Annotated in this window: 16 protein-coding genes and 1 other annotated feature; all 16 genes read left to right on the forward strand. The window is 41.5% G+C overall.

The genetic code is table 11. The features are described from left to right. Window positions 1–492 precede the first annotated feature (492 nt). On the forward strand, window positions 493–1,416 hold the full coding sequence (spoIIGA, locus tag N8M93_RS13645; protein ID WP_261132701.1) for a sigma-E processing peptidase SpoIIGA: 924 nt from the start codon (window positions 493–495) through the stop codon (window positions 1,414–1,416). Window positions 1,417–1,449: 33 nt separating this feature from the next. After that, complete coding sequence (gene sigE, locus N8M93_RS13650) at window positions 1,450–2,169, forward strand: RNA polymerase sporulation sigma factor SigE (RefSeq protein ID WP_261132702.1); 720 nt, start codon at window positions 1,450–1,452, stop codon at window positions 2,167–2,169. 204 nt (window positions 2,170–2,373) lie between these two features. After that, window positions 2,374–3,156, forward strand: a complete 783-nt coding sequence (gene sigG, locus N8M93_RS13655; RefSeq protein WP_221564112.1) for an RNA polymerase sporulation sigma factor SigG — start codon at window positions 2,374–2,376, stop codon at window positions 3,154–3,156. 242 nt (window positions 3,157–3,398) lie between these two features. Further along, entirely contained in the window at window positions 3,399–3,686 is a 288-nt protein-coding gene (locus tag N8M93_RS13660) for a YlmC/YmxH family sporulation protein (protein WP_261132703.1), read from the forward strand. Between the two features lie 103 nt (window positions 3,687–3,789). Then, window positions 3,790–4,614 (forward strand): peptidoglycan editing factor PgeF, encoded by an 825-nt coding sequence (gene pgeF / locus N8M93_RS13665; protein WP_261132704.1) that lies wholly within the window; start codon window positions 3,790–3,792, stop codon window positions 4,612–4,614. Between the two features lie 18 nt (window positions 4,615–4,632). Next, on the forward strand, window positions 4,633–5,310 hold the full coding sequence (locus tag N8M93_RS13670; RefSeq protein WP_261132705.1) for a YggS family pyridoxal phosphate-dependent enzyme: 678 nt from the start codon (window positions 4,633–4,635) through the stop codon (window positions 5,308–5,310). A gap of 12 nt (window positions 5,311–5,322) precedes the next feature. Further along, a complete protein-coding gene (locus N8M93_RS13675) occupies window positions 5,323–5,751 on the forward strand; it encodes a cell division protein SepF (protein ID WP_261132706.1) in 429 nt (142 codons plus the stop codon). 25 nt (window positions 5,752–5,776) lie between these two features. Then, window positions 5,777–6,031, forward strand: coding sequence for a YggT family protein (locus N8M93_RS13680; RefSeq protein ID WP_221564122.1), 255 nt, complete (start codon window positions 5,777–5,779; stop codon window positions 6,029–6,031). Between the two features lie 9 nt (window positions 6,032–6,040). Beyond that, complete coding sequence (locus N8M93_RS13685) at window positions 6,041–6,820, forward strand: RNA-binding protein (RefSeq protein ID WP_261132707.1); 780 nt, start codon at window positions 6,041–6,043, stop codon at window positions 6,818–6,820. A 68-nt stretch (window positions 6,821–6,888) separates the two neighbouring features. Next, window positions 6,889–7,413 (forward strand): DivIVA domain-containing protein, encoded by a 525-nt coding sequence (locus N8M93_RS13690; RefSeq protein WP_261132708.1) that lies wholly within the window; start codon window positions 6,889–6,891, stop codon window positions 7,411–7,413. A gap of 42 nt (window positions 7,414–7,455) precedes the next feature. Beyond that, window positions 7,456–7,677: a binding site (T-box leader), on the forward strand. Window positions 7,678–7,952: 275 nt separating this feature from the next. Beyond that, a complete protein-coding gene (gene ileS, locus N8M93_RS13695) occupies window positions 7,953–10,715 on the forward strand; it encodes an isoleucine--tRNA ligase (protein ID WP_261132709.1) in 2,763 nt (920 codons plus the stop codon). Between the two features lie 450 nt (window positions 10,716–11,165). Continuing rightward, window positions 11,166–11,843, forward strand: coding sequence for a TraR/DksA C4-type zinc finger protein (locus N8M93_RS13700; protein ID WP_261132710.1), 678 nt, complete (start codon window positions 11,166–11,168; stop codon window positions 11,841–11,843). Window positions 11,844–12,089: 246 nt separating this feature from the next. Next, a complete protein-coding gene (lspA, locus tag N8M93_RS13705; RefSeq protein WP_261132711.1) occupies window positions 12,090–12,551 on the forward strand; it encodes a signal peptidase II in 462 nt (153 codons plus the stop codon). A gap of 2 nt (window positions 12,552–12,553) precedes the next feature. Beyond that, complete coding sequence (locus N8M93_RS13710; RefSeq protein ID WP_261132712.1) at window positions 12,554–13,465, forward strand: RluA family pseudouridine synthase; 912 nt, start codon at window positions 12,554–12,556, stop codon at window positions 13,463–13,465. 226 nt (window positions 13,466–13,691) lie between these two features. After that, entirely contained in the window at window positions 13,692–14,231 is a 540-nt protein-coding gene (gene pyrR / locus N8M93_RS13715; RefSeq protein ID WP_261132713.1) for a bifunctional pyr operon transcriptional regulator/uracil phosphoribosyltransferase PyrR, read from the forward strand. 150 nt (window positions 14,232–14,381) lie between these two features. Further along, window positions 14,382–15,716, forward strand: a complete 1,335-nt coding sequence (locus N8M93_RS13720; RefSeq protein ID WP_261132715.1) for a solute carrier family 23 protein — start codon at window positions 14,382–14,384, stop codon at window positions 15,714–15,716. Window positions 15,717–15,879 lie beyond the last annotated feature (163 nt).

The following is a 15,879-nucleotide window of genomic DNA, read 5'->3' on the forward strand; positions in this document are numbered from 1 at the left end:
TTATTCATAATTAATTCCCCGTTCTCTCCATTTGTTTTGATTATAACGGGTTTTCTGATTGAATTAACACAAAAAATCCCGAATAGTGGACTTTTTTATAAGTGTCCATTATTCGGGATACAGTTCATAACTCTCTATGGGGTGTTTTTATTATGTATGAAGAAGTGTCTCTGGTGTCCGTTAAATTCCTATTAACCCGCCATATGTCACAAATGACGGCATTGATATATGTACGTCAACCTGCAATCTACGTCGCTGCGGGGTCTCGTCTGGACCGTTTCACTTGCAGAAGTCTCGTGAATTTCGCTTGAATAGAAATACTTTTCTACTATCATCACTGCAGGGAAGGCTTCTAACTGGATTAAAGTACAACCGACAAAAACTCCTTAAATCTTTCAAAATTAATCGCTTGCCCCCCACATAAACCGACAGACAATTTTATGACCCTTACGCTATACTAAGTGCACAGTTCTACAGAGGAAGGAGCACCCAATGGCAATATATCTGGATGTCATTTGGTTTCTGAATTTCTGTATCGATTTTCTGTTATTATGGTTGACTTCTGTGATCCTTAAAAGGGAAGTCTCTAAGAACAGGTTGGCCATAGGTGCATTATTAGGTTCTTTATACGTATTGTTTTTATTTTTGGACACCGCAATCATCTACCATCCAATCATGAAGTTAATCTATTCCATTTTCATCATCATCACCACATTCGGTTACAAGCGCTTTGGCTATTTTGTACAAGGCTTATTCATGTTCTACTTTTCAACGTTCATTACAGGGGGTGGCATTCTAGGACTTCATTATTTTTTACAGACTGATGCACAAATCGTGAACGGAGTTGTTAAGACGCAATCGTCAGGGATGGGTGATCCAATCAGTTGGTTATTCGTCATTTTAATGGTTCCGATCATGTTATATTTCACGAAGAAAAGAGTCGACCATATTGAGGTAAGGAAACTTCGCTATGATCAAGTTATGAATTTCGAACTGAAAATAGACTCTTTAACCTTAAAAGGAGCCGGGCTTTTGGATAGCGGGAACCAGTTACATGATCCGATATCGAAACAACCTGTCATGATATTGGATATGACTGTTTTTGCCGGTCAGATTCCTTCGGCGATCATCAACCACGCCAAAAGCCTTGACTCGATGGGTGAATTGGTAGATGAACCGAATCCGTGGCAAGATCGGATGCGCATTATTCCGTATAGGGCTGTAGGAAGTACAAATCAATTTCTTACAGGATTCAAAGCAGATTCTATTGCTATTTGGAATAATGGCGAAAAGTATGAAACATCAAATGTGATCGTCGGACTATCGTTTACAAATATTTCGGGAGAAGGAGAGTATAACGCTATCCTTCATCCGAAAATGTTAGCAAATGCAAAAGTGACATCAACCGCATCGTAAAAATCGATTAATTAACCCGGGGGAGGAAGTTGAATGGGGAAGCTGAAACTGCGACTTACATTGTTCTGGTACAAACTCTTGATCAAATTGGGTGTGAAGACGGAAGAAATCTACTACATAGGCGGAAACGAAGCCCTTCCATCACCCCTTTCGAAAGATGAAGAAGCTTTATTATTGAAAAAGCTGCCAAAGGGTGACAAGGCAGCACGAGCAGTTTTAATTGAAAGGAATTTGCGTCTAGTCGTTTATATTGCGAGAAAATTCGAAAACACAGGAATCAACATAGAGGATCTGATCAGTATCGGTACGATCGGATTGATAAAAGCTGTGAATACCTTCAATCCTGAAAAGAAAATCAAGCTCGCGACATATGCTTCAAGATGCATCGAGAATGAGATATTAATGTATTTGAGACGTAATAACAAGACACGTTCTGAAGTTTCATTTGACGAACCTTTGAATGTTGATTGGGACGGTAATGAATTATTACTCTCTGATGTCCTGGGGACAGAGGAGGATATCATCACTAGAGATATCGAAGCGAGTGTAGATCGGAAGTTATTGGTCAAAGCCCTTTACACCTTGTCCCCAAGAGAAAAGCAAATCATGGAGTTGAGATTCGGTCTTGCGGGCGGAGAAGAGAAGACCCAAAAAGATGTAGCGGATTTGTTAGGAATATCGCAATCATATATCTCCAGATTGGAGAAGCGTATCATAAAGAGGCTGCAAAAAGAATTCAATAAGATGATGTGATTATAAAAAAGAACTTATCGATGACATCCGGTAAGTTCTTTTAATTTTGCTTTTAAAATTCCCAAAATAAATTAACCCTTGTTAAGACAAGCATTTTGAGAGATGACATCGAAATCCGGATCGATAATTTTTAAGCTTGTGCATAAATTTTCCTCCTCAGGAGATACTTTAATTTGACAGTAACTCCCAATTGGAGGGGAAGATATGACACGAAATAAGGTGGAAATTTGTGGAGTAGATACATCTAAGCTTCCAGTTTTGAAAAACCCTGAAATGAGAGTTTTATTCAAAGAAATGCAGAATGGAGATTTGTCAGCAAGAGAAAAACTTGTGAATGGGAATCTAAGGTTGGTCCTTAGTGTCATCCAACGATTCAACAATCGGGGAGAATATGTCGATGACTTATTTCAGGTCGGTTGTATCGGTTTGATGAAATCAATCGATAATTTCGATTTAGGTCAAAATGTCAAATTCTCAACCTATGCGGTACCGATGATCATCGGTGAAATAAGAAGGTACTTGCGCGACAACAATCCAATACGTGTTTCACGGTCATTGCGTGATATCGCCTATAAAGCTTTACAAGTCCGTGATAAAATTGTCAGTAAGGAGTCCCGCGAGCCGAACCCGACGGAAATAGCCCGTGAACTAGGAGTTACAAAAGAAGAAGTCGTTTTTGCACTCGATGCGATCCAAGATCCTGTTTCTTTGTTTGAACCGATCTACAATGACGGTGGTGAACCGATCTATGTCATGGATCAGATCAGTGATGACAAACAGAAAGATTATCAGTGGATTGAGGAAATTGCGCTGCGCGAAGCGATGACGAGATTGAATCAGAGGGAAAAGTTGATTTTGACGATGAGGTTTTTCCAGGGTAAGACCCAAATGGAAGTTGCGGACGAAATCGGAATATCTCAAGCACAAGTTTCTCGTCTGGAAAAAGCAGCAATCAACCAAATGAACAAGAGCATTCAAAGTAGTTGAATAGCATGAGAAGCCGACCATATACAAGTCGGCTTCTTTTTTTGTTCATTTTATATCCACTTGTCATATATTTTATAGAGAAGCATTGTTTGTACGACATTACTTAGTATATACAAGGGCATTCTTGCAGGAAAAATATTTGTTTTTTCAAGGTATTATTCTGTATTAATCAAAGGATTCGCAGAAATCACCAATTAAGAACGACAAGGCCAAATCAAAAACATAAGTCAGGGGAGATTATTGTGATAAAAATATCCGAGTTCCAGGTGAAGGATGTTGTCAATGTTTCGAATGGAAGAAAGCTTGGTCATATAGCAGACCTTGAAATCAATCTGAATTCAGGAAAAATCGAAGCGATCGTTATCCCGGGGGCTGGGAGAATGATGGGGTTCATGCGTAAAGAAAATGATATCATCATCCCGTGGAGAGATATTGTCAAAATTGGAAAAGACGTGATTCTTGTCAGGTTCGAAGACCAATCAGGTAATGAATTGGCTCCTCAAGGCTTTCAACATTCTTCGAAGAATTAAATGAACAACGTATTCTCCAACTATTCAACAACTTGTGATAAAATAAGAAGAGCTAATCATGATATCGACAGCAATACACACGATAATTGTTGGAGGGTAAACAATGTCGGATCCTTTTATACTTGGATATGAAATGTATTATAAAATTAATAAACTGCGGGATTTCACCAATAATAAGGTGACGGCAGGCTTTTCAACAAGGCATGGCGGAGTGAGTCAAGAGCCATTTCAATCATTGAATCTCGGCTTGCACGTGAAAGATGTCGATGAAGATGTCATCGATAACAGGATGCGCCTGGCGGAAGCGATCGACACACAGTTGGACCAGTGGGTGTTTGCTGACCAGGTTCATGGAAGCGAGATATCCAAAGTGAAACAAACTGACAAGGGCAAGGGTTCAAAATCCCTTGAATCGGGAATCATAGGGATGGATGGATTATATACAAGGGAAAGAGACCTTGTCCTTGCATTAGCCTACGCTGATTGTGTACCGATTTTTTTCTTGTCAGAAGAATCCGATATAGTCGGTATTGCACATGCCGGGTGGAAAGGCTCAGTGAAAGGGATTGCTGCTAGAATGGTTGATACATGGGTTACAATGGAAGAGGTAGCTGTCGATTCAATCCATGTCTTTGTAGGACCGTCTATCCAGGAATGTTGTTATGAGGTTGATGAGCGTGTCATTACTCAAGTTGATGACTCCTTAGATGATGAGGATCCCAGGCCTTACACTGCGAAGGGAAATTCAAAGTACCAATTGAATCTTCAGCACTTGAATAAACAGCTTCTTATCAGAGCTGGCGTTCCTGAAAAGAATGTCCATTTGACGAAACTTTGTACAAGCTGCAACATAGAACGGTTTTTTTCACATCGAAAAGAGAATGGAGCAACTGGAAGAATGTTAGGTTTCATCATGTTGAAGCAATAGGAGGTGCGCAAGTTAAGATTGACTATTTCAAATAACTTACAAGTGATCAAAGACGACATAGCAGAAGCTTGCCAGGGAACCAATAGAGATCCTGAAAAGGTATCTATCATTGCAGTGACGAAATATGTCAGTGTCGAAACAACTCAAAACGCGGTTGAAGCTGGAATCATCCATCTTGGTGAGAATCGGGATGAAGGCTTTTTACATAAATATGAGCACGTCAGTGGAGATGTCAAATGGCATTTCATAGGGACTATACAATCCCGTAAAGTCAAATCGATTATTGATCAGGTCGATTATATCCACTCGTTAGACCGTATGTCACTGGCGAAGGAAATCAACAAGAGAGCTGACCGCAAGATCAAATGTTTTGCCCAGGTGAATGTTTCGGGAGAAGAGTCGAAACATGGATTGGAACCCGAAGAAGTTGTTGCATTCATCAAAAAAGTTGCTGAATATGAAAATGTTGAAGTAGTAGGTTTAATGACGATGGCTCCATTCATAAATGATGAAGAAAGGCTGCGGAGTATTTTTCGTACGATGCGGATTCTGAAAGAAGAAGTACAAGCATTAGACCTTTCACACGCACCTTGCACTGAGCTATCCATGGGAATGTCAAATGACTATAAGATTGCCGTAGAAGAAGGCGCTACCTTTGTACGTATCGGTACATCGCTAGTAGGAAAAGAATTTTGAGGAGGGCTCTCCATGGGAATTAAATCAAGGTTGAAGAATTTTTTTGCATTTGATGAAGATTTATATGAAGAAGAGGTTTACGAGGTTGAACAATCTGAGGGTGAAGAGGTTGAACCGATGAGCCGCTCGCGTCGAGATCAGAAAAGCCAGAATATCGTCAGTTTACAAAGTGTTCAACAACAAGTGAAAGTGGTACTGATCGAACCGAGGACCTACTCGGAGGCACAAGAAATCGCAGATCAGTTGAAAAACAGAAGAGCAGTTGTGATGAATCTACAAAGAATTCCCCTTGATCAGGCCAAACGTATTGTCGATTTTCTTAGTGGTACGGTATATGCCATCGGTGGAGATATACAGAAACTTGGTCCAAACACATTCATGTGTACACCAGATAATGTTGACGTTTCAGGTGCAATATCTGAAATGACTGGGGAAGAATAGAAGCTTAAAAGGGTGGTAATAGAGAATGCTAGAAGATATCCTAATATTTGCAATTGGAGCTTACCGATGGTTGATCATCATCTATATTTTCATGTCCTGGGTCCCGAACGCGAGGGAATCGTCATTCGGTCAATTTTTAGGGTCGATTTGTGAACCATTTCTCTCTCAATTCAGAAAAATCATCCCACCACTTGGAATGATTGATTTGTCCCCGATTGCAGCGTTGTTTGCACTTTTCTTCGCTGAAATCGGTGTCCGTGCATTATTCGATTACCTGTAGGTGTAAGAAATGTCGATATATGATCATTACAGACCAGAAGAACAGCCTTTCATAGATCAAGTGTTGGAATGGCGGAAAATCGTACTTGACCAATACCGGGTAAAAGTCACAGATTTTCTGGATCCGCGAGAGCAGCACATTATAAAATCCATTCTTGGATCAAATGATGAAGTCCATTATCAAATTTGGAAGGGGTACCAAGGCATTGAACGTTCAAGGGCCTTGCTGTACCCCATTTATTATGAACCTCAAGACGAAGATTTTGAAATAGAATATCTTGAAACGTCTTATCCATCAAAGTTCGTTACATTACATCATTCAGATATACTCGGTGCTCTAATGAACCTCGGTCTGAAACGGAAGAAGTTCGGGGATATTTTGTTGGGGGAATCTAAATTCCAACTCATCATCGCCAGTGAGGTTGCCGATTATGTCCGTTTGAACTTCAATTCGGTAGGGAAGACATCTATAAGTGCCAAGGTCATCTCTCCGGAAAAATTGATCGGAAAACCTGATGAATGGAATACAGCATCGAGCACGGTAAGTTCGTTGAGATTGGATGTTGTGTTGTCGGAAGTATTTCGTCTGTCACGGTCAAAGGCAGTCCCATACATAACGAACAAAAAGGTAAAGCTGAACTGGAAAGTCGTTGAGCAACCTTCAAGCATTTTGGAGGAAGGTGATCATCTTTCTGTGCGAGGTTTAGGCCGAGCGAAACTCATTTCTGTTGATGGTAAGAGTAAAAAAGGAAAGTGGAAAGTAACTTTTGGTACAAAAAATTCCAAATAAGAGAAGGATTTGTCATTGAATATGTCGAAAATGAAAGAAAGTAAAGACATCGATACGGGGGTGGCGTCATGCCTTTAACACCATTGGATATTCATAATAAAGAGTTTAATCGTGGATTTCGAGGATATGATGAAGATGAAGTGAACGAATTTTTAGATCAAGTCATCAAAGATTATGAAGGGGTCATTCGTGAAAAGAAAGACCTACAGGAACAGTTAGCGAAAATGGAAGAGAAGCTTTCCTATTTTACGAACATTGAAGAAACGCTGAATAAGTCAATCGTCGTTGCACAAGAAACGGGTGAGGAAGTAAAGCGTAACGCGAATAAAGAAGCCCGTTTGATTGTAAAAGAAGCAGAGAAGAATGCTGATAGAATCATTAATGAAGCATTGTCCAAATCGAGAAAAATAATGCTCGATATTGAAGAATTGAAGAAGCAATCTTCTGTTTATCGTACCCGGTTCCGTATGCTGATCGAAGCACAGCTGGAAATGTTGAAAAACGAGGATTGGGATCATCTGATGCCTCCTGAAGATGAGAATGAGCAGCATCAACTTGAGGAATCAGAGTCAGAAAAAGCAAACATAACTTGACGAAGTAATTTTAAATTCGGTATACTTTGATGACAGGAGTATAATCCTACTGAGATGGGGACAGTACGATCAGTTATCTTTCTAAGCGAGTCGGGAATGGTGTAAGCCCGATAAAGAGTCTGTAAGGAAAATCACCCCGGAGTTCCGTGCTGAATTTCAGTAAGCACTGGCGTGTCATTCGCGTTAAGGATGCTGAGTGGCTTGTGTGAAAGTGTACATACAGCTATTAGGGTGGTACCGCGAGTCAACCTTCTCGTCCCTATCTGGGATGAGAAGGTTTTTTTATACCAAAAAGAAAGTATAAGTGCAACTGTGGCTCAGCCTTCGCTAAGGCTTGATTTCGCCATATTTTTCCAATACTTATTAGAGTATCGGATGTTTTCTGCATTTAAAATGAACGCTTGCTCAGTGATGAAGAAGTGGAAAATTTTAATAAGGTACATGCCCCTATTAAAAAATGGCTTTGTTGATATTAATGAAATCAACTATCATTATCAGAGCCTAAGAAAAAAGAACCTTTTGAAAGGCAGGATGGATACATGAATTACAAAGATACGTTATTAATGCCAAAAACTGAGTTTCCGATGCGAGGCGGTCTTCCGAATAAGGAACCGAATATCCAGGAGAACTGGGAAGATCAGAAGATTTATGAAAAAGTGTTGGAGAAAACGAAAGATCAACCCAAATTCATTTTGCATGACGGGCCTCCATATGCTAACGATAATATCCATCTCGGACACGCAGAAAATAAAGTCCTGAAAGATATCATCGTACGATACAAATCAATGAACGGCTTCAACGCACCCTATGTTCCTGGTTGGGACACACATGGGCTGCCGATCGAAACGGCGTTAGCTAAGAAAAAGAAAGTAGATCGTAAGAAACATACGATCGCTGAATTCCGTAAGATGTGTGCGGAATATGCACTTGAGCAGGTTGAATTGCAAAAAGAACAGTTCAAACGTCTTGGCGTACGCGGTGATTGGAATAACCCATATATCACTTTGAATAAAGAATACGAAGCTGAACAAATCAAAGTCTTTGGTGAAATGGCAAACAGGGGCTTGATCTATAAAGGGAAAAAACCGGTCTACTGGTCCCCTTCATCTGAATCAGCTTTTGCAGAAGCAGAGATCGAGTATAAGGATAAACGTTCCCCTTCCATTTATGTCGGATTTAAAGTAAAGGACGGTAAAGGTGTTGTCGATGAAGATGTATCTGTTATCATCTGGACGACTACCCCATGGACGATCCCTGCTAACCTGGGTATTGCCGTTCATCCGGATTACAATTATGTTGTCGTTGAAACTGGCGGTGAAAAATATCTCGTCGCAGAAGATCTGCTTGACGAATTGACAGAGGTATTGGAATGGGAGTCTCCAAATGTAGTGAAGCAGTTCAAAGGAACGGAGCTTGACCAGGTAGTCGCACAGCACCCTTTTTATGACCGGGAATCTTTGATGATGCTGAGTGATCATGTTACCACTGATTCCGGTACTGGATGTGTCCACACTGCACCTGGACACGGGGAAGATGACTTTAGAGTTGGAAAACGTTACGGACTTGGTATCCTATGTCCTGTCGATGATAAAGGTGTCATGACTGCAGAAGCCCCAGGCTTTGAAGGAATGTTCTATGATGATGCCAATAAACCGATTACAGAGAAGTTACAGGAGTCTGGCGCATTACTGAAATTGGAATTCATCACACACTCCTATCCACATGATTGGAGAACGAAGAAACCGATCATTTTCAGAGTGACAGACCAATGGTTTGCTTCAATTGATAAAATCAAGGATCAGATCCTTTCGGAAATCAAGGAAGTCAAATGGTATCCTCATTGGGGAGAAACAAGACTTCATAATATGGTGAAGGATCGCGATGATTGGTGTATTTCGCGTCAAAGAGCGTGGGGAGTACCGATCCCGGTCTTTTATGGAGAGGATGGCGAACCGATCGTTACACCGGAAACGATCGAACATGTTTCCGACTTATTCCGCGAACATGGATCTAATGTCTGGTTCGAATGGGATGCCAAGGATCTTCTTCCTGAAGGCTTCGAATCAAAGCATAGTCCGAATGGAGAATTCACGAAAGAGACGGATATCATGGATGTCTGGTTCGATTCAGGCTCTTCCCATCAAAGTGTTTTGAATGAACGTGATGAATTACAACGTCCTGCTGATGTATACCTTGAGGGTACAGACCAATATAGAGGTTGGTTCAATTCTTCCTTATCAACAAGCGTTGCCGTCACAGGAAAGTCACCATACAAAACGATCATCACGCATGGGTTCGTACTCGATGGTGAAGGTAAAAAAATGAGTAAATCTCTCGGGAATGTCATCGATCCGATGAAAGTTATGAAGCAGCTTGGAGCGGACATCATCCGTCTTTGGGTTTCTTCAGTCGATTACCAAGCAGACGTACGTGTTTCGGATGATATCCTTAAACAAGTATCAGAAGTTTATCGTAAAATCCGTAATACACTCCGTTTCATGCTCGGTAACTTGAACGGATTCGATCCAGCGAAGCATCGTGTATCATATGAAGATATGAACGAGCTTGATCAATATATGCTGGTCAAAATGAATCAGCTGGTAGAACGAGTGAAGGATGCTTATGATGATTATCAATTCTCATCTGTTTATAATGCGATCCATAACTTCTGTACGATCGAATTGAGCTCTTTCTATCTTGACCTGGCAAAGGATACGTTATATATCGAAGCTGAGGATGATCATAAACGTCGTTCAATGCAGACAGTTTTGTATGACAGTGTTGTTGCTCTTACGCAACTTGTCACGCCGATCATCCCTCATACGGCTGATGAAGTGTGGCAGTACATTCCAGGTGAAAAGGAAGAAAGCGTACAGCTTACGATGATTCCTGAAGCCAATAAATATCCGGATGCAGAAGATCTTATAAAGAAATGGGATCAAATGCTGGATATCCGAGATGAAGTATTGAAGGCATTAGAAAATGCGCGTAACAAAAAAGAAATTGGTAAATCACTTGCAGCATCCATCGAGCTCTATCCGAATGCAAAAGCAAAAGAGCTTTTGAACAATGCAGGTGAACTGGATAAATTCTTCATCGTCTCACATGCAACTGTTGCTGGAGATAAAGAACAAGCTCCGGAACATGCTGATGTATATGACCTCGTAGGTGTTGTTGTAAAAGCAGCGGAAGGAGAAACTTGTGAACGCTGTTGGACAGTGACAACTACTGTCGGTGAAAATGAAGACCATCCTGCCCTTTGCGCACGCTGTGCTACTGTGGTAACAGAGAATTATCAGTAAAGAAAAAGAAAGCCTGCTCTGATTGAAATCAGAGCAGGTTTTCTTATTTTATGGAAGGCTTCATAAGACACTTAGAACGCAAAAAATCAGACAAAAGTGTCCCAAGACCTTATTCCCTGTACTCAGAACCCTTTGCTAAGTGCATTAAATTTGGGTTCCCGCGTTTTCATGTACTTAGAACACCTCGCTGAGTACATCAAATTCAGATTTTCGTGTTTTCATGTACTTAGAACCCTTTGCTGAGTGCTTCAAATTTGGGTTCCCGCGTTTTCATGTACTTAGAACCCTTCGCTGAATGCATCAAATTTGGGTTCCTGTGTTTTCATGTACTCAGAACTCCTTGCTGAAAACATCAAGTTCGGATTTCCTCGTTCAATGCAAACTTCCTGTTGTAAAATGCAAGACTCTGGTCAAACTATTATTACTATGCAATAGGAAGGAAGTTGGGTCATGAAATATGAACATTTGAAAAGACAACTCAAACAAAGGAAACAAGAGATATTGCATGAATTTGATCAAAATGACCATTACGGATTGAATCGTGGCTTTGCCAGTGATAATTCATCAGGCGAGCTTTCTCAATATGACAACCACCCAGCTGACTCGGGTACTGAACTTTTTGAGCGTGAAAAAGACATCGCATTGAATGGGCATCTAAAGGAAGAACTGTCGGATATCGAGTACTCATTGAATCAGATGGAAGAAGGGACATATGGAATTTGTGAAGTGACTGGAAAAGAGATTCCTATGGAAAGACTAGAAGCACTTCCTACTGCACGGACAGTAAAGGAAGCTTCGCCAAACCAGGAGATATCCAATGACAGACCGATTGAAGAAGAGGCACTTACTGAAATGGAAGATAAGTATTATTCAGAGCATGATGATAATGAATTCAATCAGCCCAATGTTTATTACGAAGTCGCCTCATTCAACGAGAATAGCATGACATACGATGGCTCCTCTAACTTAGATGAAGAAGACAATACCGAATATGTGGAAGAATATGAACAATTCGTTTCCACAGACATCGAAGGCTACAGAGGTGCAGATAATGTGAATTTTGAACGTAATGTGGAATATGATGAATACATGGATGAACAGGATCGTATGGACGATGAACAGTCTTAAGTGTAAGACTGTTCTTTTACATCTTTGACATACTCACTCCATTTTTGCTTTCTTGCTCTTCCAAACTGCTGAGTCCCTCCAAGTTGGTATTCGGCTCTTATCGTTTTGAGTACTTCATAAAGCGTTCATGAGTACCTCGAAAGTTTTTTCTTATTTTAGTGCTCCTCTTTCGAAGACTAGAATTCAATTGTGAAAGGACCTTCAATATGCTAAAATTTAACGGGTAGAAACGAAGGTGGGGTAAACATGCGCTATTATGCTTTAGCGATTTTTGTATTGATAGTTGATCAAATTACGAAATGGCTCATTGTCACAAGGATGGAGCTGGGGGAACAAATTACGATCATCAACGAGTTCTTCTATCTTCATTCACATCGGAACCGGGGGGCAGCTTTCGGGATATTACAAGGACAGATGTGGCTCTTCATCATCGTCACAATCATCGTCATCATAGCTGTAGTCTATTATCTACATACTGAAGCAATAGGCAATGTTTTGTTAAGTACATCATTAGGTCTTATTCTTGGAGGCGCAATCGGTAATTTCCTCGATCGTCTAATTCGAGGGGAAGTCGTAGATTTTCTCGATTTTTACATCATCAACTATGATTTTCCGATTTTTAATATTGCGGATTCCTCGCTTGTGATCGGTGTCGGAATGATTGCACTTGCCTTTTTACTGGAAAGCAGAACACAGAAGGAGAATTAAAAATGGAGCAAGTTCATATAAAGGTGACTGACGATAATAAACGTGAACGGGTAGATAAAATCATTTCAACTGAACATGAAGATACATCACGGTCACAAGTACAGCAATGGATCAAAGAAAATCGGGTGAAAGTGAATGGGGAACCGGTCAAAGCGAATTATAAATGCCAAGATGGTGATGAAATCATCATCGACATCCCTGAACCAGTTGAGCTTGAAGTCGTACCTGAGGTAATGCCTCTTGATATCGTTTTTGAAGATGAAGACTTGATTGTCGTCAACAAACCAAGAGGTATGGTGGTGCACCCGGCTCCTGGGCACTTGACAGGTACTCTCGTGAACGGTCTGATGGCTCACTGCAAAGATCTTTCAGGGATAAATGGCGTTCTCCGCCCAGGCATCGTCCACCGGATTGATAAAGATACCTCTGGCCTATTGGTTGTCGCAAAAAATGATACGGCTCATAAACATTTAGGCGCTCAGATGAAAGCAAAAACGACAACTCGTAAATATGAAACAATCGTGCATGGTGTCATCCCTCATAACAAAGGAACGATCGATGCTCCAATCGGGAGAGATAAGCATGATCGGCAAAAAATGACGGTTACGGATACGAACAGCAAGGACGCTGTTACACATTTCAATGTACTTGAACGATTCAGCCGTTATACGTTTGTGGAATGTATCTTAGAAACTGGACGGACTCATCAAATCCGTGTCCATATGAATTATATCGATTTTCCGGTAGCTGGGGACCCGAAATACGGACCGAAGAAGACGCTTCCGATCGATGGCCAGGCCCTGCATGCAAAAACGTTGGGCTTTGTTCATCCAAGGACTGAAGAGACTATGGAGTTCACATCTGAACTCCCAGATGATATGCAGACGTTATTGGACGAACTTCGTCGAAATTAAGCTTGACAGGCTGAGAACGCTTTGAGATAATCAGTTCAACAATGAAATAGGAACCTTTAAGATCAGTCCCGTGAGGCTGAGAAGGTAAACGGTCAGGTATCAGGAGAAAAGTGTCTTCTGGATACTTTCAGGTACAACTATACCCTCTCACCCATTACGGTGAGAGGTTTTTTTATGAAAAGGCTATTACCGGGTCCTAAGGTTCACGAAAACAGGGGGTGTGGGAATGGAGCAAACCGTACTGCTCGATCAACAAGCAATCAAACGAGCTCTAACGCGAATTGCCCATGAGATTCTAGAAAGGAACAAAGGAACAGAAAACCTTGTCCTTGTCGGAATCAAGACAAGAGGCGTTTACTTGGCTGAAAGACTGAGTGACCGGATTGAACAGATCGAAGGTGAGAAGGTAAGTAAAGGGGAAATCGACATCACCTTGTACCGGGATGATCTCACGAAAAAGACAGACAATGACGAACCGATGTTAAAAGGAACGGATATCCCGATTGATGTCACCAATAAAACAGTGATTTTAGTCGATGATGTCCTGTATACAGGCCGCACAGTAAGAGCGGCGATGGATGCGCTCATGGATTTGGGGAGACCGTCTCAAATACAGCTTGCTGTCCTGATTGACCGAGGACACCGTGAACTCCCAATCCGGCCAGATTATGTCGGCAAAAATGTACCAACATCAAAAGAAGAAATCATCAGTGTAGATTTGACAGAAGTTGATGCAGTAGAGCAAGTCATCATACAAAAAAACTGAAAAGGCCCTTTTTAAGTCAGTCCCGTGAGGCTGGCAAAGGGGAATGAAATGACAACAGGAGAACTGTACCTTGCTCCGCATTTCATCCAACCTCTTTGCACCTGCAGAGAGGTTTTTCTATGGGCCTCATATTATGAGGAGGATGTAAAAATGAAACAGAAAGAATCTGTTGGAATTCGAGAAGTACCCAAGCCAGGTAAATGGCTGACTTTTAGTATACAGCATTTATTCGCGATGTTCGGAGCGACGATCCTGGTCCCATTCTTGGTAGGACTGAGTCCTTCAGTCGCGCTCATTTCAAGCGGACTGGGCACGTTGGCGTATCTGATCATTACAAAAGGTCAAATTCCTGCTTATCTCGGCTCATCATTCGCTTTCATCATGCCGATCCTTTTAGCGAAATCTCTCGGTGGATTAGAAGCAGTCATGGTCGGCAGCTTCTTAGCTGGTCTTGTTTACGGAATCATTGCATTGTTGATCCGCAGCCTGGGTATCAAGTGGCTGCTGCAGATCTTTCCACCGATTGTGGTAGGTCCTGTCATCATCGTCATAGGACTAGGTCTTGCGACGACTGCGATTGATATGGCGATGTACGTTCCAGGATCTGATCCGAAAGAGTATAGCCTGATCCATTTTTCAGCAGCACTTGTCACACTTGGAATAACGATCATAACCGCTGTTTTTGTGAGAGGATTCTTCAGTCTGATTCCTGTATTGGTAGGAATTATCGGCGGTTATGCATACTCATACTTCATCGGATTGATCGATCTTGCACCAGTCCGTGAAGCTCAATGGATTCAAATGCCTGACTTGATGGTACCATTCGTAACATACACACCATCCTTCTCCTGGCAGATCGCGCTGATCATGGTACCAATCGCAGCAGTGACGATCACAGAGCATATTGGGGATCAGATGGTCCTTAGTAAAGTCGTCGGGAAAAACTTTATCGAAAAGCCTGGTCTTCATCGTTCGATCCTGGGTGATGGCGTAGCTACAATGATCGCTTCATTTTTAGGTGGACCTCCAAATACAACATACGGAGAAAACATTGGCGTTCTAGCGATCACAAGAGTATTCAGTGTATTTGTGGTAGGAGGAGCCGCGGTCCTGGCAATCATGTTCGGATTCGTTGGAAAAATTTCAGCCTTAATCGGGACTATCCCGACACCTGTTATGGGAGGCGTCTCTATCCTATTATTCGGTATCATCGCATCATCAGGATTGAGAATGCTGATTGATAACAACGTGGACCTTGGGGATAAACGGAATCTTGTCATCTCCTCTGTCATACTCGTCCTAGGTGTTGGAGGAGCGACCATTGAAGTGACAGAAGAGTTCCAGATTGCAAGCATGGCTTTGGCAACAATTACAGGAATAATCCTGAACCTGGTCATACCGGGAAGGGATAAAGATGTTCATAATTCTAAGATATTCTCTGATATCAATGAAACCAAGACAACTCAAAATGACTCTGTAGCATGAGAATGACCATCTTTTAAACATAGTCCCGTGAGACTAAAAAGGGTGGATGTGAGGGATTGCTCCTTGTGTAAAAGACACTTGGGGCACCTTCCAACACGCCTTTTACAAAGAAGAAGGCGTGTTTTTTACACATGAAGAAAGTATAAGTGCAACTAAGGCTCAG

Source organism: Bacillus sp. Marseille-Q3570, assembly GCF_946151055.1.
In the GTDB taxonomy this organism is placed as follows: Bacteria; Bacillota; Bacilli; order Bacillales; family Fictibacillaceae; genus Pseudalkalibacillus.